The following is a 22,598-nucleotide window of genomic DNA, read 5'->3' as shown; positions in this document are numbered from 1 at the left end:
ACTTATCTCCCTGCGTGAGCAATCTGTAGGGTTAACCACGGTAAAACCTCTTTTTTTCGGCTCGTCATACCGGGCAGCGACACTTGCCGAATGGCGAGCACCCGGTTCGACGAGAAATACAGGGTGGAACGGCGGTGGGTGATATCGGTAACCAACAGCGCGGTCATCTCCAGCCCGGCCTCCTGTTTCGCCTGCTCGAGCGCCTGTTGCAGCGCGGGCAACAGCGGATCGATGTCGCTCATGGCCCGCACTTCTATCTGCGACAGCAGCAGCGAAACGGTATGGATGCGGTAATTCTTGGCGTCGCGCTGCAGCAACTGCGGGGCGGATTGCCCGGAGAGATCGGTTTTGGCGGCCAGCAGCCCGGCGATGAAAGCGTCATAGTCGACGTGAGAGATTGCGCGCAACCGGGTGACCGCCAGCCGATCCTGTTCCGTGGTGGTCGGCGCACTGAGCGCGACGGTGTCGCTCAAGATGGCGCCCAGCAGCAGCGTGGCCTGCGCGGCGTTAAGTGGCATTGGCTTTTCTGTCGTCAGGATTTGCAGGATCACGGTGGCGCAACAGCCGACGGCGCGCACCCAGACATCGGGCGGGTTGCGGGTGACTAACGTGCCCAGCCGGTGATGGTCGATAACGCCGACCACGTCGCTGTCGGGCAATGAGGCCGGGCCTTGTTCGATATCGGTAAAGTCGACCAGCCAGACTTTGCGGTCACGGAGATCGTCTGTCAGCAGCGCAGGCGCCTGTATGCCGGCGGCAGCCAGTATGTAGCGGGTTTCCGGCGTCAGCTCGCCAAGGCGGAAAGCCACGGCCGGTTTGCCGAGGTGATTGAGCCAGTCCGCGACCACCAGCGCGCTGCAGATGCTGTCGCTGTCGGGATTTTTATGGCCAAAAACGCACAGGGGCATTTCCCGCGCGACGGCATCGGGCTGGAGTGGAAAAGAGGTAAAACGTGAGATTTCATTCATAGCAACTCCTGACATACCTGCCTAAAAAATAAAGCGAAGTTGTATATCAGGCGTCATCATCCGGTTCGAGTGAACGCGGCGGTTGGGAAAGGTGGAACACCATCACCTTGTGAACGACTGTAGCGCAGCGCGGGGGGAAACGCAACGCCCGGCAAAGTTGGCGAGAATACATAATCGGATTGATACTGTGAGTGAGTCTATGATGGACAAGGATATTATTTGCCGCTAACCGACGGATAGGCTGAACGGACTCACGCCGGCTATGCCGGGTCCGTGGGTGACACAATGGGAGACAACATGCTCGAACCCTGCTTCCCCGAAAACGAAGCCGAACGCCTGTCGGTATTGAACTCACTGAACGTGCTGGATTCGAACTCGGTGGAAAAACTGGATCGCATCACGCGGTTGGCGGCGAAATACTTCGGCGTGACCATTGCGCTGGTGTCGCTGATCGACCGGGATCGCCAATGGTTTTTATCGCGCTACGGTCTGGATGCCCGAGAAACGCCGCGCAATATCTCGTTTTGCGGCCATGCCATCTTGCAACGCGAAGCGCTGGTGGTGCCCGATACCGCCAAGGATCCGCGCTTTTTCGATAATCCGCTGGTGATCGGCGGGCCGAGGATCGGTTTTTACGTCGGGCAGCCGCTGCTGTCGCTCGATGGCTTGCCGCTAGGCACGCTGTGCATTATCGACAGCCACCCGCAGCCGTTTTCTCCTGCTCAACTGGCCGATCTGCACGATTTCGCCGCCGTGGTGGAGGAATATCTGCAGAGCATTGAACGCCTCGTCTATACCGAAAACCTGAAATCCGACCTGCAGCGCACGGAGGCGCTGTTCGAACAAACCTTCTCCCAGGCGGCGGTAGGGATGGCGCTGGTCTCGCTGCAAGGATATTGGCTGCGGGTGAATCCGCGCATCTGCGAAATGCTTCAGTACTCCGAGCGCGAGCTGATGGATCGCACCTTCCAGGACATCACCTATCCGCTCGATCTCAACACCGATCTGGAAAAGCTGCAGCAGCTGCTGAAAAATGAAATCAGTACCTATTCGATGGAAAAACGCTATTTCCGCGCCGACGGCTCGATCGTTTGGGTGCAGCTGACGGTGGCGCTCAACTGTTTGCCGAACGGCAAGCCGGACCATTTCATCTCGGTTATCGTCGATATCAGCGAGCGTAAAGCGGCCGAGGCCGATCTGTTCGCTCTGCAACACGAGCTGGAACAACGCGTCGAAATTCGCACGCGGGAGCTGAACGTGGTGGTTAAAAAGCTCAACGAAGAGATTGAGACCCGGGTGCTCGCCGAATATCAGCTCAGTGCGGAGAAGGAGCGTCTGCGCGCCATTACCGACAATATGCCGGCCTTAATCAGCCAGATCGACGGCAATGAACGCTACCTGTTCGCCAACAGCGCCTACAAAACCTGGTTCGGTCTGGAGGAGTCTAGCCTCAGGGGGATGACGGTGCACGATTTCATGGGGGAAAGCGTTTATCGAATAGCAAAACCGATGATCGAGCGGGCCCTCGCGGGCGAAATGGTGAGTTTTGAGAATGAGCTGCAGACCCGGCAAGGGCTGCTGATGATCCACACCACGCTGGTGCCGTGCGAAGCGCAGGGCTTCTACATTCTCGCCATGGACATCACCGAACTGAAGCGGCTGCAGCAGCGGCTGGAATATGACGCAACCCACGACATGTTGACCGGATTGACCAATCGCCGCGCGTTTCTACGCCGGTTGTCGGGCACGCTGCAGGCCTGTTGCCATCAGCGGCAGATGGCGCTGCTGTTTATCGATCTCGACGGGTTCAAAACCCTTAACGACAGCTATGGCCATGACTTCGGCGACGCGATCCTGAAGACGTTCGCCACATTGCTCAGCACCTGCGCCGGCGAGCGCCACAGCGTCTCGCGTCTGGCCGGTGACGAGTTCACGGTGATCCTGTGGCCGTTGACGGATCCGCGGCGCGAAGTCAGCGAGTTTTGCGAAAACGTGTTGGCGCATCTGGCCAAAATTACGCAGATCGGGCCGCAGAAGGTACGGCTTTCCGCCAGCATCGGCGCGGCCATTTCCCCACGCGGCGATGTGACGGAGGAGATGCTGCTGACCCGCGCCGACGGCGCGATGTATCAGGCGAAATCGGCCGGAAAGGGCACTTACGCCATCTGCGAGCTGTGAGCGTGCAACGGTGGCGGTCTCAGGGTAAGCTGTTTTTCTTTTCCTGTGAGCAGAACTCTGGATTTATTGCATGGCGTCAAATCATCAACATAAAGATTGGCTCGAACTGCGACGCGATGAGGAAACCGGTATTGAGAGCGTCAATGCCCACTTTCAGGGACATGCCTACGATCCTCACGATCATGATGAAATGCTGGTAGGTGTCACGCAGCAGGGTTTACAGCGTTTCAACTGCCACCGCTCATTGCATACCAGCCGGCCGGGGCGCGCCATGCTGATCGAACCGGATGCGGTGCATGATGGCCATGCGCCGCAGGCCGAGGGATTTACCTATGCGATGCTCTATTTGCCCCAGCATTGGGTATCCGCCGCTATGCACCGCCGTGGAATGGGGGACGCCTCCGTGCTGGAAGGTGCCTTCCACAGCACGTTGACCGACGATCCGATGCTGGCGGCCGCGATACAGCAGGCCTTTTTCTCGTTGCATCATAGAGAGGGGCGACTGGCGCGCGATCAAAGCCTGGACCATCTGCTGACGCTATTGTCACGGCACATCCGTGCCAGGCCGGATTCCCAACACGACGACGCTTTGGTTGAGATGAACCGCTTACGGGACTATCTGCATGCACATATGGCGGATAATCCCAGTCTGGATGACCTGGCGCTTCAGTGTGGTCTGGACCGTTTCCGCCTGACTCGCCAATTCACTCGGGCTTTTGGTCAGTCGCCGCATGCGTATTTGGTTCGGTTGAGGCTGCGGGCCGCACGCTTGTTGTTGGCGCAGGGGCAAGAACCGGCGCAGGTCGCCATGCAGGTGGGCTTTGCCGATCAGAGCCATTTGGGTCGCTGGTTCCAGCGTGCCTACCGTTTATCACCGGCGGCCTATCAACGCCAGTGCACAAACGTTCTATACCGCTGATTTGCCATTTCCGATGATGTGCTTTTAACAGCACTACGGAGTAGAGCGAAAGATGTTTGATACCAAGATAGCGTTTATCGTACGCGACGATCTGCAGACCTGGCAGCGGCTGAACGTGGTGGCCTTTCTGGCGACGGGCATCGCCGCCGCCGCCCCGGAAATCATCGGCGAGTGTTACGTGGATGCGCAGGGCAGACGCTACGGCGGTATTTCCGGGCAGCCGATGCTGATTTTCGCCGCAGATTTGCCGGGCCTGCAAAATGTGCATCGCAAAGGGTTGGAGCGGGAATTGACGTTGATCCCCTATGTGCACGCCATGTTCTCGACCGGGCACGATGAAGCCAATCGGCAGGTTTTTCTCGCTGAAGACGCGGACAATCTGGATTTGGTCGGTCTGGCGCTGCGCGGATCGAAAAAAGCGGTGGATAAGGCGATAAAAGGCCTGGCGCTTCACGGCTGAGAATACCGTGAGCGCGATGTTTTTTTTGCCTCGAAATAAGCGTTAAGGAGTTTGAAGCTGAGTTAAATAATCAACGGCATGATTATTTAACTCATATTAAATGCCTTATTTATCCTTCAGTGTGCATAAAACGAAAGCAGCTATACTGCAGGAGAGTTCTCCAACGTTTCTTTTTGGCTCGCAAGCCGTTCAGCCTGATACGCAATCTATCAAATCACTTCAATATCAAGGGGGTTTTTATGAAAACCGTCCTGCAGCATATTTTGGTCAATAAAGCACGTTACGCCCAGCTTCCGCTGTTTGAGTTCCTGCGCGATGAAAATCGCACGCCACAGGAGCGGCTGGCGTTTCTGCCCCATATCGCGTTTTTTATTATGGCTTTCGCCGATGTGAATAAGCTGATGCTGCGTAATGAAACGCCGGAGGCCGATATTTACCAACGGAAAGTCAATGCGCATACCCATGAAGATGACCATCATTGGCCGTGGTATCTCGAGGATTTGGACAAACTCGGTTACAACCGCTGCGTCGACACGGTGGCGCATCTGGAAACGCTGTGGAGCGACAGCACTCAGGCGAATCGGTTATTGACCTATCGGCTGTGCGCACAGGTAAGCAGCCTCGGCGGCCTGGAGCGGATCGTGGTGATCGAGGCCATCGAAGCTACCGGCAACGTGTTGTTTGGGCTGACGGCGCCGCTGGCCACGCGCATTCATCAGGCGACCGGCGTCGAACTGCGCTACTGCGGCGAGTTTCATCTGGCGCTGGAGAGCGGGCATGCCCAGCTGCAGGATCATGCGGAACTGGCGGCGATCCCCTTGACGGATGGCGTCAGGCAACGTTGTATCACCCATGTTGACCACGTCTTTGCCTGGTTTGCCGAGTGGACGCACGAAACGCTCGCGCATGTCCGGGAGGGCTGACGCGTTCCCGATCCGGCGCTTACGCCTGAAACGCCTGCAGCCAGGCGGCGAACTTTCTCACGACCTCATCGTCCCGATCGCGCAGCAGCAGGGAATAAACGCCGGTTCGGATAGTCAACGCCGGGAAAGGCGACACCAGTCGGCCGGACGACAGATGCTTGGCGCAGAACAGGTAAGGCACGACGGCCAGCCCCAGGCCGTCCTCGGCCGCCTGAATGGCGGCGAAGGTATGGTCGAGCGTGAGCGGCGGCGGCGAGGCGTCCAACGCCGTCGGGTAGGTATTCAGCCAGCTGTGCCATAAATCCTCACGGGCGCGGATGCGGATAGCGGTATGCCCGGCCAGCGTGCCGGGCGCACTGACCGGCATGGCGCGCAAGTAGCTCTGGCTGCAGACCAACAGGCTCTCTTCCTGCAGAAAAGGGATCGCTTTCAGCCCGGAGAAGTGCGCGGGATCGCGCCGGATCGCCAGATCAAACGGCGTATTGCGATCGACGGCCCCTGTGCTGGTGGTGATATCAATCGCGACCTCCGGATGAATCTCATTGAACGCCGCCAGCTTCGGCATCAGCCAGTGCATGGTGAACGTCGGCAGGCTGTGCACCACCAGCCGCTGCCGGCCGGCGCTCGCTTTCAGTGCGCTTTCCGCAGCATACAGTTCGCTTATCACCCGCGAAGCGGTACGGGAAAAATTCTCGCCGGCCTGCGTCAGCCGCACGGACTTGTGTCCGCGATAAAACAGTGTGATCCCTAGCTGTTCTTCCAGGCTGCGAATGTGGCGGCTGACCGCGCCGGTGGTGAGAAACAGCTCATCCGCAGCGGCGCTGAAGCTGCCAAGGCGGGCGGCGGCTTCGAAAGCGGACAGGTGCGGCAGGGAGTGAATTTTTTTCATTGGTTGAGTCTAGCTCAACCTAATGAGCGAGGAAAGATCGTTTGTCGGCCGTTGATTTTTCTCACTATTATCACGCATCTTTCCCGGTTTGCCGAGTGTGTCATGCAGCGATTTTCCCCGTCTGTCGTTCGTGTTAGTCGAATTATCCTCACCCTTCGATGGGCAGGGAGACGGCGCTGAGATGCGAGCTTTCTTTCTGCTTTGCGTGAGCCGGGCCGGCCTCTGCCTGGGCACCATGATGTTCGCCGGTGCACTGCCGACCATCAGAAGCGAGTGGCAGCTCGATGCCGCCTCCGCCGGTACGGTGCAAACGGTATTTAGCCTGACCAACGCGCTGGCGCTGCTGGTGGCTTCCTGGTGGTGTGATTCGCTGGGCGCGCGCCGGGTTTACCTGCTGTTTTCCTGGCTGGGCGCCGCTGCGCTGATGCTGTTCGCCGTGTTTGCCCATTCTTATGCCGGCGCGCTGGTGTTGATGGCCTTCGTCGGCCTGACGCAGGGCGGCGCCTATACGCCGGCGCTGCTGCTGGCGATGGGGATGAACGGCCCGGCCCGGCGCGGTTACGCCATCGGCATGATGCTGGCGGCCAGTTCGTTGGGGTATTTTCTGTCGGTTTTCATCGCCGGTTGGAGCGCCATGCGCTGGGGGGCCGGCGTGGCGTTCTCCCTGTGTGCCGCCGGTGCGTTGCTGGGGGCGCTGGCCGGTTCGTTGGCCCTGGTCGGTTATCGGGAACCGCAGCCGCGCACGCTGGGGAGGCAGACGAAACGTGAAAGTTATGCTATCACCTATGCGACCCTGCTGTTGCTGGTCGGGTATATCGCCCACAGTTGGGAACTGCTCGGCAACTGGGCCTGGGCGCCCAGCCTGGTCAGCGAGGCGTTGAGCGGTTTCTCTCTGGATCCGCTCAGCGCCGGATTGATCGTCGCGGCGGTGATCCACCTGGCCGGCATGGTTGCCACGCTGATTGTCGGCACCGTTTCCGACTATTTTAACCGTGCATCGGTGCTGATGTTTATGGGCGCCGCCGGCGCGTTGGGATCGCTGCTGATGGGGTGGTCGGCGAACTGGGGGCCGGGCTGGACGCTGCTGGCCGTCAGCATCGGCAGTTTCTTCATCCTCGGCGACTCCGGCGTGCTGTCGGCCGCGATGGCGGACAACGTGCCGCCGCAACAGCTCGGCAGCGTGATGGGCTGGCGATCGCTGCTGGGGTTCGGCATCGGTTCGTTCGCCCCTTTATCCTTTGGCGTCGTGATGGATACCACCCAGAGCTGGGGCACGTCTTATGCCGTATTGGCCTGCGGCGGTGGAGTAGCCTGTTTGGCGGCCTGCCTGCTTTGGCGGCAGCACTTGAAATGAGGTACGGACATCATTAAATGAATGGAACATCATCACGCATGGTTATCGTGGGCGCCGGGATTGTCGGGGCATCGGTCGCCTATCATCTCGCGCGCCAGGGGCAGCACGTTGTCGTCGTTGAGCAGGCGTATCCCGCGGCGGGGGCCACAGGCAGCTCGTTTGGCTGGATCAGCGAAGGCGTGCCTGAGGGCGCTCCCGACGCGTTTCTGCGGCGCGAGATCGTCGCTGACTGGATGCGCCTGGCGCAGGAGATCCCGGATCTCTGGGTGAATTGGTCCGGCGCGCTCAGCTATGGCCAGGCGCCGGCGACGCAAAACCCCGACAATCGGCTTTTGCCCTCCGCCGAGGTGAACGCGCTGGAACCGGGGCTCAGGCAGCCCGATAGCCAAGCCTATTTTGCGGCGCGTGACGGCGCCGTCGATCCGCAAGAAGTGACACAGCGGCTGCTCGAGTGCGTTAGCGCGTGGGGCGGGGAGTTGCTCCTGGGGCGAACCGTCACCGGATTTTTGCGTGAAGAGGGGCAGATAATCGGCATCGTTACCGAGGAAGGCGCGATTGCCGCCGATCGGGTGGTGCTCGCCTGCGGCACGGGAATCTCCGCGCTGCTGGATGGCAGCGGGTTCTCGCTGCCGATCGAGGCGTCGCCGGCGATTCTGTTACGCTATCGTGCGGCGGCGCTGGCAGTGAACACGCTGATTGCGGGCGATGACGTTGAAGTGCGCCATACGCAAAGCGGCGATCTGCTGGCGGCGGAGGATTACCCGCCGGAGGGGGACGTTAAACGGGTGGAAAACGACGCGCAATCGGCGATTAAAAACCGCCTGCCGGATACGGCACCCTTGCAACTGCAGGCGTGTTCGGTGGGGATGCGGCCCCGGCCGCGCGACGGTTATCCCATCATCGGGCCACTGGGCGCTACCCGGCTCTATGTGGCGGTGATGCACCCGGCAGTGATGTGCGCGCCAACGCTTGGCCGACTGGTCAGCGACGAGCTGCTGTATGGCGTCAATCCTGCCATTCCGCACGCTTATCGCCCCGAGCGATTTGACGACGGGAAATGAATATACGCTCAACCTGGCAGCGGTTTTTTGCGCCGTCGGCGAGGCTCTTATATATTTAGTAGCATGCCTGAGGCAGGTTGGGCATGAAACGGCGGTCGGTCGGGCCGCTGCAAGTACGACAGTTAAATCCGTTCGCCAAGAGGCTGCGAGCCTGTGCTTTCGGTAGGGACAGCCGCCAATCGTTTTTATGGCGACCGAAGGCGGAGCAGCTACTCACAGGTCACGAGGACACTTACCATGCATAAGAGAACACTGGCGTCACTGCATTACGAAAACATGCCTTACGATGGGGTGCGTTTTCATATTTTGAAACGGGAGACGCCTGGCCATACGGCGTTGCTGAAGTTGGATGCGGGCAGCCGACAACCGGCGCGTTTTCATCCGGGGTGGGTGAAACTGATGGTGCTGAGCGGTGAACTGAAGGTTGACGATCAGACGTTGCAACCCCATGAGATGTTAATCATCCCTGCCAATACCGCCTATACGGTACAGGCCATTACTGAAGTGATTTGTCTGGCGATTTCCGAACTGGACGGCGCTGAGTTGGCCCGTTGAGGTGATAACACGAATGGATAGAGGAGAGCCTAGGCGCTCTCCCTATCCCTGCAGCATTAAGCCGCCCCCCAGGCTGAGCTACCTGCTGATTGATGCGTATACCTCCTGATTTAAGCCACCGCGCTTTCCCTTTCCATCACTTTCGGCAACGTCGCCCCCGCAACGAGCCGCCATCGCGCAGCGCATGCGCAACGTCATCGCCTTGGTTTTACGCAGAACGATGAAATTTTGGTGTAAATAGTGAGTTTCTTCGCATAAGGCCCCTGGTGTGGCTTGCGAGAACGTCACTATATGGAGGATCATGCGGCGCCTCTATCAAATAAAAGACATTCGCGTTATCAAAAGGGACAAACGACCATGGGATTCGAAGTCGACAACGCCGAAACGAAACGCATCGACCTCAGCAGCCACGAAAACTCCTCGTTCGAGGTGACGGGGCTGGTGAAACACTATCCGGCGGGGTTTGTCATTCCTTACCACTCGCATAAACGCTGCCATTTGCTCTATTCGCAGCAGGGCGTTATGGCGGTCGAGGCGAGCAGCGGGCGCTGGATCGTGCCGCCCACCACCGCGGTCTGGCTGCGGCCGGGGGTAGAACATCAGCTGGTCATGCAGAGCAACATTTGCGTTTACGGGATTTTGGTTGATGAAGTCACCGCCGCGCGTTTGCCGCTGCGCGACGGCGTATTGCAGGTCTCACCGCTGCTGCGAGAACTGATCGCTCAGCTGGCGACGCTGGCGCCCGAAGGGGCGGAGACCAAACGCAATATGCTGCTCAGAGCGTTGTTCCTTGAGGAGCTGAGCCTGCAGCCGCAGCTGGCGCTGCATTTGCCTTGGCCGGCAGAGGCGAGAATGGCCGAGATTTGCCGGCTGTTGGTCATCACGCCGGCCGACGATCGCGGCATTGAGGCCTGGGCCGATTCACTGTCGATCAGCGCGAAAACCTTCCAGCGTCATTTCACTCAACAAACCGGCATCACCTTCGGCCAGTGGAAACAGCGCCTGCGGCTGCTGTCGTCCATTCCGCTGCTGTTGGCCGGCAACTCGATCATCCATGCCGCCTTCGAAAGCGGTTACGAGAGCCACAGCGCCTATTCGGTGGCGTTCAAAAAACTGTTTGGCGTTTCGCCTTCGCGCTTTACGCTATAGCCTTATGGCATAGCGCGCTTCTCCTATAGATTGAAGCAACCTAATGACGTATAAAGCAAAGCAGTCAACCTCCGAGGCCGCTTCCCGTGATAAAAATTGTCGTGTATCTGATTCTCGCCGTGACGATCGCCATTATTGCGGCAAGAGTCCTCTTTCGTTTGCCGGATATTTCCCAGCGTCTGCCGCAGGCGGCGTTGCCGGCGGATCCTGCCGCGCAGTTGCCGGCGCGGGCCGCCGAACTGATGGCGGCGCATCCTGGCCTGAGCGGCGTGGTGCCGCTGGCCAGCGGGCACGATGCGTTCGCCAGCCGCCTGGCGTTGGCGCGGATGGCGGAAAGGTCGATCGACGCCCAGTACTACATCTGGCATAACGACACCTCCGGGCAGATCCTGCTGAAAACCCTGTATGACGCCGCCCAACGCGGCGTGCGCGTGCGGCTGCTGCTGGACGATAACGGCGTCGCCATGGACGAGACCCTGGCGGCGCTGAACGCCCAGGAAAACGTCGAGATCCGCCTGTTCAACCCATCAACCGTGCGCACGCCGAAGTTGGCCGGCTACGCCTTTGACTTTATGCGCATGAATCGGCGCATGCATAACAAGTCTTACATCGTCGACGGCGCCGTGGCGATCATCGGCGGCCGCAACATTGGCGACGAGTATTTCCAGGTCGGCGACGAAAACTATTTCCTCGATCTCGACGTGCTGAGCGTCGGCAGCGTAGTGGCAGAAACGGCCGAGGTCTTCGATCGCTACTGGAACAGCGCGTCGGTGTTCGGCGTTGAGCAGATTATCCGTGGCAAAGGTAATCTTTCTGCCTTCCTGACGCAGGCCACCGCGACCGAAAGCAGCGAGCGGGCCCGCAAATTGGCGGTGCAGCTGGAAACCAGCGCGGTGCGCTTTCGCGATGGCGCCGTCCAGCCGGAATTCACCCAGGTAGAGCTGGTGGCCGACGATCCGGCGAAAGGGCTGGGCAAGGCGTCGCGCGATCGGTTGATGGTGACGCAGCTCGGCAAGATCATCGGCGGCGTCGGCCGGCAGCTGGATCTGGTTTCCGCCTATTTCGTGCCGGGGCGGGAAGGGGCGAGCTTCTTTGAATCGCTTGCCAAACAGGGGAAGTCCATACGCGTGCTGACCAACGCGATGAACACCACCGACGTGCTGGTGGTGCATGCCGGCTACGCGAAATACCGGCGTGAGCTGCTGCAGGCGGGCGTCGAACTGTTCGAGCTGAAGCTGCGCGCCGGTCAACCGACCGGGCGCAAGGAACTCAAGCCGCTGGGGCTGTCCGGCGCGGCGCTGCACGCGAAAACCTTCGCCATCGATGATAAGCGGGTGTTTATCGGTTCGTTCAATTTCGATCCGCGCTCGGCGCACCTGAACTGCGAAATGGGCTTCTTGATCGACAGCCCGACGCTGGCGGCCGACACTCGCCAACTGTTTGATGGCCCGCTCGAGTACGCCGCCTACCGCCCGGTATTGACGCCCGAGGGCAAAATGGTGTGGAAAGAAGCCTTCGAAGACGGCCACACCGAGGTGCATCAGCAAGAGCCCGGCGCCGGCTGGGTAAAACGCATTATTCTCACCGTGGCCGGCTGGCTGCCGATCGAGTGGATGCTGTAACGGCGCGGCGGGAGGGAAAAGGAAGGTTCGCCGGTGTTGGCCGGCGAACCTTGCGAGGCTCAGTAGGCCAGCTTGTCACGGTGCTTGCGGATAAACGCCCTTAGCCGCATCGGCTCTCTGCCCGCGATCTGCGGGAAATTATCGAAAACCTCATCGACGCCTGGGATATCGCGCGCCGCCATGCGGCGAAAATTGTCGTAGACGCAGCTCATGTAGGCCATTTCGGCACCCGTCGCGCGCATCTCATCCAGAAAAACCTGCGGATCTTGTGATTCATAGCGGAACGGCTGCCCCAGCTCTTCCGTCATCATGGCAGCGATCTCGCCGTAGGATTTAACGTCATAGCCCATGCGGTAGGTTTGGCCGCCGTGCCGCTCGGGGTGTAGCAGCGCCAGCGCCGCCGCCTGCGCTACATCGTCGCCGTCCACCCAGCTGAACGGCGCATCGCCGGTATATTGCCGGATCACGCCGTTTTTCACCGCCGGTACGCCGTCGTAGTTGAGCAGGTTCTGCATAAAGCACTCCGGCCGCAGGTGGGTGAAAGAAAATCCCGACCACTCGATGTAACGCTCGATGAGCTGGTGCCAGGCCCAATGCGCGACGGTGGTGTCGTCACGGCCGCAGGCGCCGAGGTGCACGACATGCCGCACGCCGGCCTGGCGCGCGCGATCGAGAAACACCTTGCTTTGCCGCAGCATGTCCACCGTGTAGCCAGTGGCCAGAAATACGCGCTCGATGCCGGCCAGCGCCGGTGCCAGCGTCTCTTCCCGATCAAAATCGAGCTGGACGGTGCGGATACCCAGTTTTTCGAAGGGCGCCGCCTTGGCGGGAGAGCGCACGGCGGCAACCGGCTCGATCTCTGCCTGGGATTGTAAAAGACGCAGGGTCGCACCGCCTATCTGGCCGGTGGCGCCGGTGATCAGGATCTGGGGCTTCTTGTTCTTCATAACTTACCTCTTGCGGTTTTTAACGCTGTGAGGGAAAGTCTATCGGAATAAAAATCATGATTTGCGCTATAAATTACCGAGTTGCGGGAACTAAATTCATCAATAAGGCAGGGGCATGTTTTCTTCCGAACGTCTTAAAGGGATCGGTCTGTTTGTTTGCGTGGCCGATATGGGCAGCTTTACGCTGGCGGCGGAACGCATGAACCTGACTGCCTCCGCCGTCAGCAAAGGGATCGCCCGGCTGGAAAGCCGATTACAGACGAAGCTGTTCCAGCGCACCACGCGGCGGCTGGCGCTGACCGACGCCGGCACCCAATTTTATCGCACCTGTACCGGCGTGCTGGCCGAGCTGGAAGAGGCCGAACTGGCGATGCAGGCGGAAAGCGCCGAGCCGCGCGGCAGGGTGCGCATCGATCTTCCCGCTTCCTTTGGCCGTTTGCATGCGCTGCCGGTGATCTTGCGATGTATTGAGGATCACCCGTTGCTGGTGCCGCATATCACGTTTACGGACCGTTTCGCCGATCCGGTCAGTGAAGGCATCGATATCCTGGTGCGTATCGGCGGTTCAGATGTGTGGCCAAATACGCTGGGGCATCACTACCTTGGTAAGCAGCGGCATATCTTCTGCGCCGCGCCCGGCTACCTGAAGCGCCAGGGTGAACCCACCACCGCTGCTGAATTGGCGCATCATCACTGCGTGCTGTATCAGGAAAACGACGGCGTGCAGACACCCTGGCATTTCTCGGGAAGCGGTGCCCAGCCGGTAGAGCGAAGAACGTTGACGCCGCGGGTGGCCATTGGCGATGCGGAGGGGCAACTGACGGCGGTGCTGGCGGGGCACGGCATTGCCCAGTTACCGACCTGGCTGGTCAAACGGCAGCTAGAGGAGGGGGCGTTGGCCGAGGTGTTGCCGCATCTGGCGACCGACGGCCTGCCGATCAACGTGGTCTGGCTGAAAAGCCGCCGGGCGCAGCCGAAGGTCAGCGCTTTACTGCAGGCGCTGATCGCCGGGTTGACGCCGGAGGGACAGGCTTAATGAGTTTCACTCAAACTGACCGTCGCCGTGCGGCCGGCGATCAGCTCGACGCCGTGGGGAATGGTGTCGATCGCGATGCGCACCGGGATGCGCTGCGCCAGACGGATCCAGCTGAATGTCGGGTTGACGTTGGCGAGCAGATTGCCGGCGGCGGTGGTGCGCTCGCTGTCGTTGATGCCGGCGGAAAGCCCGTCGACGTGGCCATACAGCGGCTGCCGTTCCCCCATGATGCGGATCACCACCTTGTCACCGTTCTGGATGCGGCCCAGCTTGGTCTCTTCGAAGTATCCGGCGATGTAGAAACTGTTGGAATCCACCAACGCCATGATCGGCTGACCGGCGGTCGCGTAAGCGCCGGGGCGCAGGGAGAAGTTGGTGATCACGCCATCCACCGGCGCATAGAGATCGGCGCGCTGCAGGTTGATGCGCGCCAGCGCCCGATCCGCCAGGGCCTGATCCAGATTGGCCTTTGCCAGCGATTGGGCATCGCGGCGATTGTCGCGTTCCTGCTGTGAAATAGCCGACTGCAGCGCTTGATAGCGCCGGTTTTCGCGCTGGGATGACGCCAACTGGACGTTGGCGCGTTCCACGGCGGCCTCGGCCTGATCCAGCGCGTTGCGCAGCCGTACTTTGTCCAGGCTGAGCAGCAGCTGCCCTTTATGCACCACCTGGTTGTCGTGAATGTGCACGGCGTCCACCTTGCCGGAAACATCCGTGGCCAGCGGCACCACATCGGCGCGGATCTTGCCGTCGCGCGTTTGCGGGGCATAGGTGTAATAGAGATAAAGCTGCCACAGCACGCCTGCCGCGATCAAAACGGCAATCAGGGTCAGCGCGGGGCGCAGCAGAGCAAGGGTACGTTCACGAAACATGGGGTCCTCAGGGGGTGGTAAGCCATTTCAGGCCGTGGAAAAACAGCCCGGCCAGAATAAGAAACAGGGCGGTGTCGAACAGCGGGCGCTGCGCGACCCAGCGATAGACGCCCACCGCGCTGAGCGTCCAGGAAAGCGCCATGCGCGAGAAAAACGCGCACACCAGGCACAGCAGCAAGGGCGAGATGAACACGCCGTCAATGTTGATTTCACCGATCATGTCAGGGATTCCAGTGCAAAGCCGTGGGGAAGTGCAGCAGCCGTAGCCGGGTAAGCGGCCGCAGCGCGCGCCGATCGTTCTGCCGCCAGGCCTGTTGCAGACCGGCGTCGATCTGGCCCAGCAGCGCGGAGGGGGCCTCGGCGTGCAGAGAAAGTTGGCGGAACGCCGCCGGCAGACCGGCGTTCGGCGAAGCGCCAGGGCTGAGAGCGCCGGCCTGCTGCAGACGAATCAGGTCGATAGCGGTTTTTAAGCGCATCAACAGCTGTGGGCTGCGATCGGCTTGCCCAACGGCGGCCAGGCGGCTACCCAGCGCGGTGATGCGATCCAACGCGCGGGCCTGATAGCGCTGTAAGTCGCGTTCCGTGACGTGGCGATTGAGGCGCAGCATCTCTTGCGCATCCTGCCGCATCAGCCGCGCCACCACCTGATCGGTGCCCCAGCGGCGGAACAGCGCGGCGCACAGGAATGCGAAATAGACGCCGATCAGCGTGCCGGTAGTGCTTTCCAGATACAGCCCCATATTGTTCGGCGCATAGTGCCCCTGAAAGTTGACGTTGCTGAGCGACAGGGCGATCGCCAACGTCGCCAACGGGTTGCTCGCCGCCCACACGCCGAGCGGCAGCAAAAACAGCCCCATCACGATCAGGAAACTGCCGTAATCCCCGGCCAGCGGCAGCAGCACATAGCTGAGCAGGGCGCCGAGGGCCATAGCGATAGCGGCGAAGCGGCCAAAAGTGGCGATGGTGGCGCCGGGATTATCGCCAGCGCCGAAGAAGGCGATGGCCACGATCCCCATCAGCACCATATTGGCGCCCTGTTCCCAGCCGGTGAAATACCAGAGACCGCATAGCAGGGCGTAGGTCGTCAAAATTCCGGCGAACATGCGCACCGCCATGCCGATATCCGGCGGCGGCGAGAAGACGCGGCTGCGCATCATCTGCGCCTGCAGCGCCGCGGGCAGCGGCTCGCCGTCCAGGAATGCGTTCAACTGCTGTACCTCGGCCCACAGCGTTAACCACTGCTCAACCTGTTCAGCCAGCTCGTCGACGATCAGCGTTTCCCACGGCGACAGCGACGCCGCAGGCGGCAACAAGCTTACCGAGGGCGCAGCGTGCGGTGCGGGTTCAACGGCCTGCCGCCGGACCTCATTCAGCCACGGCTGCAGGCGGGGGCGCAGGCCGACCGGCAGTGCGGCGATGCTGCTGCCGATGGCCGAGAGCAGCGGCACGATTTGCAGTACGCGTTGCTGTATCGAAATCGCCGCCTGACGGGTGGGCTTATCGACCGAACTGTCATAGCCAAGGGTGGTCATCATCTGATTGAACGAGGCGATGTCGCCCAGCAAACGGATACGGTCCGCGTCGGCCTGGGCGTCACTGCCCTTGCCGTCGAGGCTGTCCTCCTGCCAACGCGCCAGGTCAGCCAGCCAGCCTTTCAGCCGCGTGCGCAACACCGGCGCCAGCGGCGATGGGAACAGCACGCTGTCTACCAGCGTCACCGCCAAAATACCCAGGCAGATCTCCGTCACCCGCGTGACGACCATAGTGAACATCGTGTCCGGGTGATTGATGTAGGCGATGGCGACCAGCATCATGGTGATGGCGCCCAGCTGGAAAAAGTAAGCGCGTGGCGTGCGATCGAGATAGGAGAGGCCCAGCATCAGTGACGATGACAGCCCAGCGGCGACGATCAACAGCACCGGCGTGTTGCTAAGCCAGGCCGAAAGGCCCAGCGTCAGCACGCCGGCGAACAGCGTGCCGCAAAAACGGTAGGTGGCGCGGGCGCGTACGGCGCCGCTGACCGGATTGCTCAGCACGCAGCAGGTCACCATCGCCCAATAGGGATTTTGCAGGCCGATGCTTTCCGCCAGCGCGAAGGCCAGCATGGCGGAAATAAACAGTTTCGCGGCGTACAGCAGCTGCGGTTTACCGATGTTCATGGCTCATTGCCGGCCTGTTGCAGATAGTGGCCTGCGCGCTCTTCAAACAGGCGCAGAATGCGCGTAGCGGTTTCAATATCTTCCAACGGCACGTCGTGCATCAGCTCGACTCGCAGCTTATCGGCCGCGGTTTCGACCTTTTTGGCCAATTCGGCGCCGGCGGGCAGAATGCGCAGGGTTTTAAACCGACGATCGCCGGCCGACTCCTGCCGCTCGAGGAAGCCTAACGCGGCGGCCTGATCCAACAGACGCACCAGCGCACCGGGATTGACGCCGACTTCTTCCGCCAGGTCGCGCTGATTGATGCCCTGCGGATTGCGATGCACCAGAACCACGACGGTAGCCAACGACATGGATATGCCGGATTTGGCGATCGCCAGCGTCGCAGCCTGTTTCCACACCCGGCGAACCGGTTGCAGGGCGTTGGTGAGGGCATAGAGGGATTTTTCTTTCGATGACATGGGATACCTCGGCAAACAGTGTATATAGGTTAAATGGCAACAGTTGCTTTGGCAATTAGTTTTGAACACTCGACTGAGAAACAAAAGGTAAGACATACGTGACGACGTCACATAAAACAAACGGGCTACATAGGTAGCCCGTTTGAAAGGTGGGTATTACAGCGCCTGAACGGGGTTCATCGCAGCGCCGGGGAAGGCCGTATCTTCACCGCGTTCACGCCACGGCGCCAGATCGCGGCTGCGGGAGGCTACCGCGCTGTCCCACAGCTGATACGCGTCCTTACCGAGCATCAAACGCACCGGCGGGGTGGCGCTGGCCACCATATCGACGATCACGCGAGCGCCCTTGACCGGATCGCCCATCTGTTTGCCGTTCTGCGTGCGGTAATATTCCACCATGCCGGCATCCAGTGGCGCATAGGCAGCGATTTCGCGTTCGGCCTTCATGGCGGCGCTGCTGGCGAAACCGGTACGGAAGGCGCCCGGCTCGATCAGCGTGACGTGGATCCCCAGCGGCTTGACCTCGTGGTGCAGCGCTTCGGTAAACCCTTCCAACGCGAATTTGGTGGCGTTGTACAGGCCGCTGCCGGGGAAGGCCACCAGGCCGGCGATGCTGGTCAGATTGAGAATATGGCCGGACCGTTGAGCGCGCATCTGCGGCAGCACTTCACGCGACAGCTCGGCGGCCGCAAAGAAGTTCAGCTCCATCTGGGCACGGATCTGTTCGGAAGTGAACTCTTCCAGCGCCCCGTAAGAACCGGCGCCGGCGATGTTGGCCAGTACGTCGAGGCGGCCGAAGGTTTCGACGGTCTTCTTCAGGGCGGCGGCGCGCGCCGCAGGATCGGTCACGTCCAGCTGCAGAGCCAGCGCGCGTTCGCCGTGGCCGGCGGCGATCGCCTGCAGCGGCGCCAGACGGCGGGCGGTGAGCACCACGTTGTCGCCCTTGGCCAGCACGGCCTCAGCCAAAGCCTGGCCGAAGCCGGAAGATGCGCCTGTAATAAACCAGGTTTTGTTCATATCGAGATTCCTCGTTATCGTGGGGAGTTACCGTTGAATTTCAGTGAGTTCTGCGCCATCAAAGGCGGTGTCTTCGCCCCGTTCGCGCCAGGCGTTAAGCTCCTGCTGGCGTTTGGCGAGGGTGGTGTCCCACATGGCGTAAGCGTCGCGCCCCAGCATCAGGCGCACCGGCGGGGCCGTGAGAGTGACCAACTCAAGCATGCGCTGCGCCGCTTTGGCGGGATCGCCCATCTGTCGGCCGGCGGACTGCGCCAGGTAGGTTTCAAACGGTGCAATCGACGGGCGGTAGGCCTCGATGCGCTGCGTCGGCCGCATGTTCACGTCGCCGGCGAATTCGGTGCGGAAGGCGCCGGGCTCGATCAGGGTCACGTGGATCCCCAGCGGCCTGGCCTCGATGGCCAGCGACTCCGTCCAGCCTTCGAGGGCAAACTTCGCCGCGCAATAGGGGCCGGCGGCGTTCATCGCCACCAGACCGGCGATGCTGCTTACGGTGATCACGTTGCCGCTGCCCTGGCGCCGCATCTGCGGCAGCACGGCGCGGGTCATCTCCGCCGCCGCAAAGAAATTCAGCTCCATCTGCTCGCGCAGCTGTTCGAGGCTGAACTCTTCGCAGGCGCCGGCTACACCGCGCCCGGCCAGGTTGGCCAGCACGTCGATGCGGCCGAACCGCGCCAGGGTATCGGCGACCGCCTTATCGCGCGCGGCGGCATCCGTGACGTCCACCGCCAAAGGCAGCACGCGATCCTCCTGGCCCTTAGCCAGCGCCTGCAGGCGGTCGAGACGGCGGGCGGTCACCACCACCCGATCGCCGTTGGCGATGGCCGCTTCCGCCAGGGCTTTGCCCAGGCCCGACGAGGCGCCGGTGATCAGCCACACTTTATGGTCATTGTTCATTTCAGGTTTCCTGCGAATAAATAAAACGGCGCTTAGCGCCACCAACGGCTGCCGGGGTGCGGCCGAACGATATCGACACGTTCGCCGATCATCGGCGTCGCGACCTGCACGCTAGAGGTAGCGGCATGGCGCAGTACCTGGTCGAACGGGTCTTGCCAGGCGTGCATCGCCAGATCGAAGGTGCCGTTATGGATCGGCAGCAGCCAGCGGCCGAGCAAATCCCGGTGCGCCTGCACGGTTTGCTGAGGGTGCATATGCACATAGGGCCAGCGTTTGTCGTAGGCGCCGGTTTCCATCAGCGTCAGGTCAAAGGGGCCAAAACGGCGGCCAATCTCGGCAAAACCGGTGAAATAGCCGCTGTCGCCGCTGAAGAACACCCGCAGCTCATCGTCTTCAATCACCCAGGAACACCACAGCGTGCGGTTGCCGTCGGTCAGGCTCCGGCCCGAAAAGTGCTGGGCCGGGGTAGCCGTCAGCCGCAGGCCGTCGATTTCCGTGCCTTGCCACCAGTCGAACTGGCGGATTTTGTCCGGCGCCACGCCCCAGGCCGCCAGGCGATCGCCCACGCCGAGCGGTGCGACGAACTGGCCCACCTTGCCGTCCAGCGCCCGAATGGCGGCCTGGTCCAGATGGTCGTAATGATCGTGTGAGAGGATCACGGCGCGGATCGGTGGCAGCTCCTCGATCGCGATCGGCGGCGCGTGAAAGCGTTTTGGCCCGGCGAACGGCAGCGGCGATGCCCGCTCGGAGAACACCGGATCGGTCAGCCACCATTGGCCGCGCAGCTTGAGCAACACCGTGGAATGCCCCAGACGGTACAGGCTACGATCGGGTGCCGCCTCAAGCTCGGCGCGCGACAGGCGCTGAATCGGCACCGGCGTCGCCGGCACCGTGCCTTTGGGCTTGTTGAAAAATACGTCCCACCACACGCGCAGGGTGGACTCGGGCAGGTCACCCGGCGCCGGCGGCCGCTGATTGTTAAAGCGCCGATCGCGCCATTGTGGCGATGAAGCATAGCCGCCCGATGTCGGGCGCAATTTGGAACAACGGCTCAAAGTCAGAATTCCCTCAGCACAGCAATGGATGATTCGGGCAGCGACGCGGTTCAGGTCGCCTTTGCCCGCACGACGCGATAAAACTTGTCGTCAAGAATAAGCCTTGAGGGACGGACGATCCATGCGCTAAAGTACTTGTTTGTTTATCAAGAGTACGGATTTCATCATGGACCCGCTGTCAGACGTGTTGTCGCTGCTGCAACCCCAAAACCAGTTTTACGCCGGTTTCGACGCCGCCGGGGACTGGTCGTTCGAGTTTCCCCCTCATGAAGGCATCAAATTCACGGCGGTGATGCGCGGCGCCTGCTGGGGCATGACCGACGATCTGACGCAGCCGATCCATTTCCGCGAAGGGGACTGCTTTTTGCTGAACAGTCGGCGGCGCTTCAGGGTCGCGTCCGATCCGGCGTTGCCGCCGCAGGGAGGGGAGCAGATCATGGCCGAGGCGACGCGCGACGGCATCGCCGTGCATAACGGCGGTGGCGAGGTCTTTTTGATCAGCGGGCGTTTCGGTTTTTCCGGCCAGCATGCGGCGCTGCTGTTTGATGCGCTGCCGCCGATCATCAACATCCCCAAAGCCTCGAGCCAGGCGGGCGTTTTGCGCTGGACGCTCGAACAGTGGACGAACGAGTTGCGCCACCCGCAGCTCGGCGGTGCGCTGATGTCGACCCACCTGGCGCACTTGATGCTGGTGCAGGTGTTTCGCCAGTTCCTCGAAACGGCCCATGGGCTGCCGAAAGGTTGGTTTCTGGCGCTGACCGACCGCCAGATCAGCCTGGCGATCGCCGCCATGCACGCCGAGCCGGCGCGCAACTGGACGCTGGAAGAGCTGGCCCGCATCGCCGGCATTTCCCGCACCGTATTCGCTCAACGTTTCAAAGGGCTGGTTGGCAGCACCGCCATGGAATACCTCTCGCGTTGGCGTATGCTGCAGGCGGCAGATCGCCTGCGGGCCGGTAAAGAAAACGTCGCGTCGATCGCCTACTCGTTGGGATACGGCTCGGAAAGCGCGTTCAGCACCGCCTTCAAACGGGTGATGGCGCAGTCGCCGTCGCAGTATCGGCGGCAAATGCCGGCCGGGGCGAGTGAACCGGAGTGAAAGGGGGCGCAGCGGCCGTGACCGCCGCGCCTGGCTTTACTGGCTGATGCTCTGCTGCAGCGCCTGAACGGAGGAAACGATGCCGGCATCGACCGACATGGTCAGGTCTTCCATTTCCAGCGACACCCAGTCGTTGTAGCCCATCATGCGCACCACCGAGAAGAACGCCTTCCACCACTGCAGATCCCGGCCGCAGCCGACGGCGACATAGTTCCAGGCGCGGCGGGCCACGTCGTCGATCGGTTTGGTCTCCAGCAGTCCGTTAACCTCAACGACGCCGCGCTCAAGGCGCACGTCTTTGCCGTGCACATGGTGAATGGCGGGGCCGAGGGCGCGGGCCACCGCGATGGGATCCGCACCCATCCAGATCAGGTGGCTGGGATCGAGGTTCAGGCCCACCATCGGGCCAACGGCCTCGCGCAGCCGGAACAGCGTTTCCGGGTTCCACACCAGCATGGCGCTGAAGTTTTCCAGCGCAAAGCGCTCGACGCCGCACGCTTTGGCCCGAGCGACCAGCGCCTGCCAATAGGGGATTGCCACTTCATTCCATTGATAGTCCAGACAGTTTTTCACCGTCGGCGGCCAGCTGACGGTATAGGTGATCCAGTTGGGAATGGTGTCATGCGGGCTGGCCGGGGGCAGGCCGCTCATCATAACGATCTTTTTCACCCCCAGCAGCCCGGCCAGCTCCAGCGTATTGTCGGTTTGGCGCTGATGGCGTTGCCCCAGTTCGCCGGGATCGAGCGGATTGCCGGAGACGTTGAGCGCGGCGATCTCCATGCCGCGGCTGGCCAGCGCCTGCTGCAGCTGCCGGCGTTTGGCGGGGTTAGCCAGCAGATCGTCGGTATCCAGATGGGGCGCCGGAGACCAGCCGCCGGTGGTCATTTCCACGCCGCGCACCCCCAGCTCCAGCAGCCGATCCAGCATCTGCTCGAAGGGTAAATGACCCAGGCTGTCGGTACAGAATGAAAGTTTCATGG

At 61.3% G+C, this 22,598-nt stretch carries 22 protein-coding genes and 1 riboswitch; of the genes, 11 read left to right on the top strand and 11 right to left on the bottom strand.

Going from position 1 to position 22,598, the window contains the following annotated elements:
• Nucleotides 1-2: 2 nt before the first annotated feature.
• Nucleotides 3-968: a DHHA2 domain-containing protein gene (locus AWX27_RS01170; protein ID WP_080432925.1), complete on the bottom strand. Its 966-nt coding sequence runs from the start codon at nt 966-968 to the stop codon at nt 3-5.
• A gap of 40 nt (nt 969-1,008) precedes the next feature.
• A riboswitch (Fluoride riboswitch) is annotated at nt 1,009-1,084 on the bottom strand.
• Nucleotides 1,085-1,265: 181 nt separating this feature from the next.
• On the opposite strand from AWX27_RS01170, the gene AWX27_RS01165 reads away from it, so the two are divergent.
• The 4 genes from AWX27_RS01165 to AWX27_RS01150 all read left to right on the top strand — a co-directional run bounded on the left by AWX27_RS01165 (nt 1,266) and on the right by AWX27_RS01150 (nt 5,448).
• Nucleotides 1,266-3,146, top strand: a complete 1,881-nt coding sequence (locus AWX27_RS01165; RefSeq protein WP_060418911.1) for a diguanylate cyclase domain-containing protein — start codon at nt 1,266-1,268, stop codon at nt 3,144-3,146.
• 70 nt (nt 3,147-3,216) lie between these two features.
• Nucleotides 3,217-4,065, top strand: a complete 849-nt coding sequence (locus AWX27_RS01160) for an AraC family transcriptional regulator (RefSeq protein WP_060418909.1) — start codon at nt 3,217-3,219, stop codon at nt 4,063-4,065.
• A 52-nt stretch (nt 4,066-4,117) separates the two neighbouring features.
• Entirely contained in the window at nt 4,118-4,525 is a 408-nt protein-coding gene (locus tag AWX27_RS01155; protein ID WP_060418907.1) for a DUF2000 family protein, read from the top strand.
• Nucleotides 4,526-4,764: 239 nt separating this feature from the next.
• Nucleotides 4,765-5,448 carry a hypothetical protein gene (locus tag AWX27_RS01150; protein WP_060418905.1) on the top strand — a complete coding sequence of 228 codons (684 nt, stop codon included), beginning with the start codon at nt 4,765-4,767 and terminating at the stop codon, nt 5,446-5,448.
• Between the two features lie 19 nt (nt 5,449-5,467).
• Here the strand turns inward: AWX27_RS01150 and AWX27_RS01145 are convergent, their stop codons facing one another.
• Complete coding sequence (locus AWX27_RS01145; protein WP_060418903.1) at nt 5,468-6,337, bottom strand: LysR substrate-binding domain-containing protein; 870 nt, start codon at nt 6,335-6,337, stop codon at nt 5,468-5,470.
• Between the two features lie 181 nt (nt 6,338-6,518).
• On the opposite strand from AWX27_RS01145, the gene AWX27_RS01140 reads away from it, so the two are divergent.
• The 5 genes from AWX27_RS01140 to AWX27_RS01120 all read left to right on the top strand — a co-directional run bounded on the left by AWX27_RS01140 (nt 6,519) and on the right by AWX27_RS01120 (nt 12,078).
• Complete coding sequence (locus AWX27_RS01140; RefSeq protein WP_228011806.1) at nt 6,519-7,691, top strand: MFS transporter; 1,173 nt, start codon at nt 6,519-6,521, stop codon at nt 7,689-7,691.
• Nucleotides 7,692-7,729: 38 nt separating this feature from the next.
• Nucleotides 7,730-8,752: an NAD(P)/FAD-dependent oxidoreductase gene (locus tag AWX27_RS01135; protein WP_230200963.1), complete on the top strand. Its 1,023-nt coding sequence runs from the start codon at nt 7,730-7,732 to the stop codon at nt 8,750-8,752.
• A 237-nt stretch (nt 8,753-8,989) separates the two neighbouring features.
• Complete coding sequence (locus AWX27_RS01130) at nt 8,990-9,307, top strand: cupin domain-containing protein (RefSeq protein WP_038871643.1); 318 nt, start codon at nt 8,990-8,992, stop codon at nt 9,305-9,307.
• A gap of 357 nt (nt 9,308-9,664) precedes the next feature.
• Complete coding sequence (locus AWX27_RS01125; RefSeq protein WP_060418899.1) at nt 9,665-10,456, top strand: AraC family transcriptional regulator; 792 nt, start codon at nt 9,665-9,667, stop codon at nt 10,454-10,456.
• Nucleotides 10,457-10,542: 86 nt separating this feature from the next.
• Nucleotides 10,543-12,078: a phospholipase D family protein gene (locus tag AWX27_RS01120; RefSeq protein ID WP_039566127.1), complete on the top strand. Its 1,536-nt coding sequence runs from the start codon at nt 10,543-10,545 to the stop codon at nt 12,076-12,078.
• Between the two features lie 59 nt (nt 12,079-12,137).
• Here AWX27_RS01120 and AWX27_RS01115 read toward each other — a convergent pair whose 3' ends face one another.
• Nucleotides 12,138-13,025: an SDR family oxidoreductase gene (locus AWX27_RS01115; RefSeq protein WP_039566125.1), complete on the bottom strand. Its 888-nt coding sequence runs from the start codon at nt 13,023-13,025 to the stop codon at nt 12,138-12,140.
• A 115-nt stretch (nt 13,026-13,140) separates the two neighbouring features.
• On the opposite strand from AWX27_RS01115, the gene AWX27_RS01110 reads away from it, so the two are divergent.
• Nucleotides 13,141-14,061, top strand: coding sequence for a LysR family transcriptional regulator (locus AWX27_RS01110; RefSeq protein WP_033648321.1), 921 nt, complete (start codon nt 13,141-13,143; stop codon nt 14,059-14,061).
• Here AWX27_RS01110 and AWX27_RS01105 read toward each other — a convergent pair.
• The 7 genes from AWX27_RS01105 to AWX27_RS01075 all read right to left on the bottom strand — a co-directional run bounded on the left by AWX27_RS01105 (nt 14,058) and on the right by AWX27_RS01075 (nt 20,519).
• Nucleotides 14,058-14,933, bottom strand: a complete 876-nt coding sequence (locus tag AWX27_RS01105; protein WP_060418897.1) for an efflux RND transporter periplasmic adaptor subunit — start codon at nt 14,931-14,933, stop codon at nt 14,058-14,060. The genes AWX27_RS01110 and AWX27_RS01105 overlap by 4 nt on opposite strands.
• Nucleotides 14,934-14,940: 7 nt before the next feature.
• Complete coding sequence (locus AWX27_RS01100) at nt 14,941-15,153, bottom strand: DUF1656 domain-containing protein (RefSeq protein ID WP_033648323.1); 213 nt, start codon at nt 15,151-15,153, stop codon at nt 14,941-14,943.
• Between the two features lies 1 nt (nt 15,154).
• Nucleotides 15,155-17,092, bottom strand: coding sequence for an FUSC family protein (locus tag AWX27_RS01095; protein WP_060418895.1), 1,938 nt, complete (start codon nt 17,090-17,092; stop codon nt 15,155-15,157).
• Nucleotides 17,089-17,553 (bottom strand): MarR family winged helix-turn-helix transcriptional regulator, encoded by a 465-nt coding sequence (locus AWX27_RS01090; RefSeq protein ID WP_015377885.1) that lies wholly within the window; start codon nt 17,551-17,553, stop codon nt 17,089-17,091. The genes AWX27_RS01095 and AWX27_RS01090 overlap by 4 nt, the downstream gene beginning before the upstream one ends.
• A 156-nt stretch (nt 17,554-17,709) precedes the next feature.
• A complete protein-coding gene (locus AWX27_RS01085; protein ID WP_043147473.1) occupies nt 17,710-18,570 on the bottom strand; it encodes an oxidoreductase in 861 nt (286 codons plus the stop codon).
• 27 nt (nt 18,571-18,597) lie between these two features.
• A complete protein-coding gene (locus AWX27_RS01080) occupies nt 18,598-19,464 on the bottom strand; it encodes an oxidoreductase (protein ID WP_060418893.1) in 867 nt (288 codons plus the stop codon).
• A gap of 32 nt (nt 19,465-19,496) precedes the next feature.
• The gene (locus tag AWX27_RS01075) at nt 19,497-20,519 is read right to left on the bottom strand and encodes an MBL fold metallo-hydrolase (RefSeq protein WP_060418891.1); all 1,023 of its coding nucleotides are present in this window, start codon (nt 20,517-20,519) and stop codon (nt 19,497-19,499) included.
• A 166-nt stretch (nt 20,520-20,685) separates the two neighbouring features.
• Here AWX27_RS01075 and AWX27_RS01070 point away from each other — a divergent pair, with 166 nt between their 5' ends.
• On the top strand, nt 20,686-21,618 hold the full coding sequence (locus AWX27_RS01070; protein ID WP_060418889.1) for an AraC family transcriptional regulator: 933 nt from the start codon (nt 20,686-20,688) through the stop codon (nt 21,616-21,618).
• 36 nt (nt 21,619-21,654) lie between these two features.
• On the opposite strand, the gene AWX27_RS01065 is transcribed toward AWX27_RS01070, so the two are convergent.
• The gene (locus tag AWX27_RS01065; protein ID WP_060418887.1) at nt 21,655-22,596 is read right to left on the bottom strand and encodes a sugar phosphate isomerase/epimerase family protein; all 942 of its coding nucleotides are present in this window, start codon (nt 22,594-22,596) and stop codon (nt 21,655-21,657) included.
• Nucleotides 22,597-22,598 lie beyond the last annotated feature (2 nt).

This window comes from Serratia sp. 2880STDY5682894 (assembly GCF_001537385.1).
GTDB lineage: Bacteria > Pseudomonadota > Gammaproteobacteria > Enterobacterales > Enterobacteriaceae > Serratia > Serratia nevei.
This window is presented reverse-complemented; position numbering and strand designations above follow the sequence as displayed.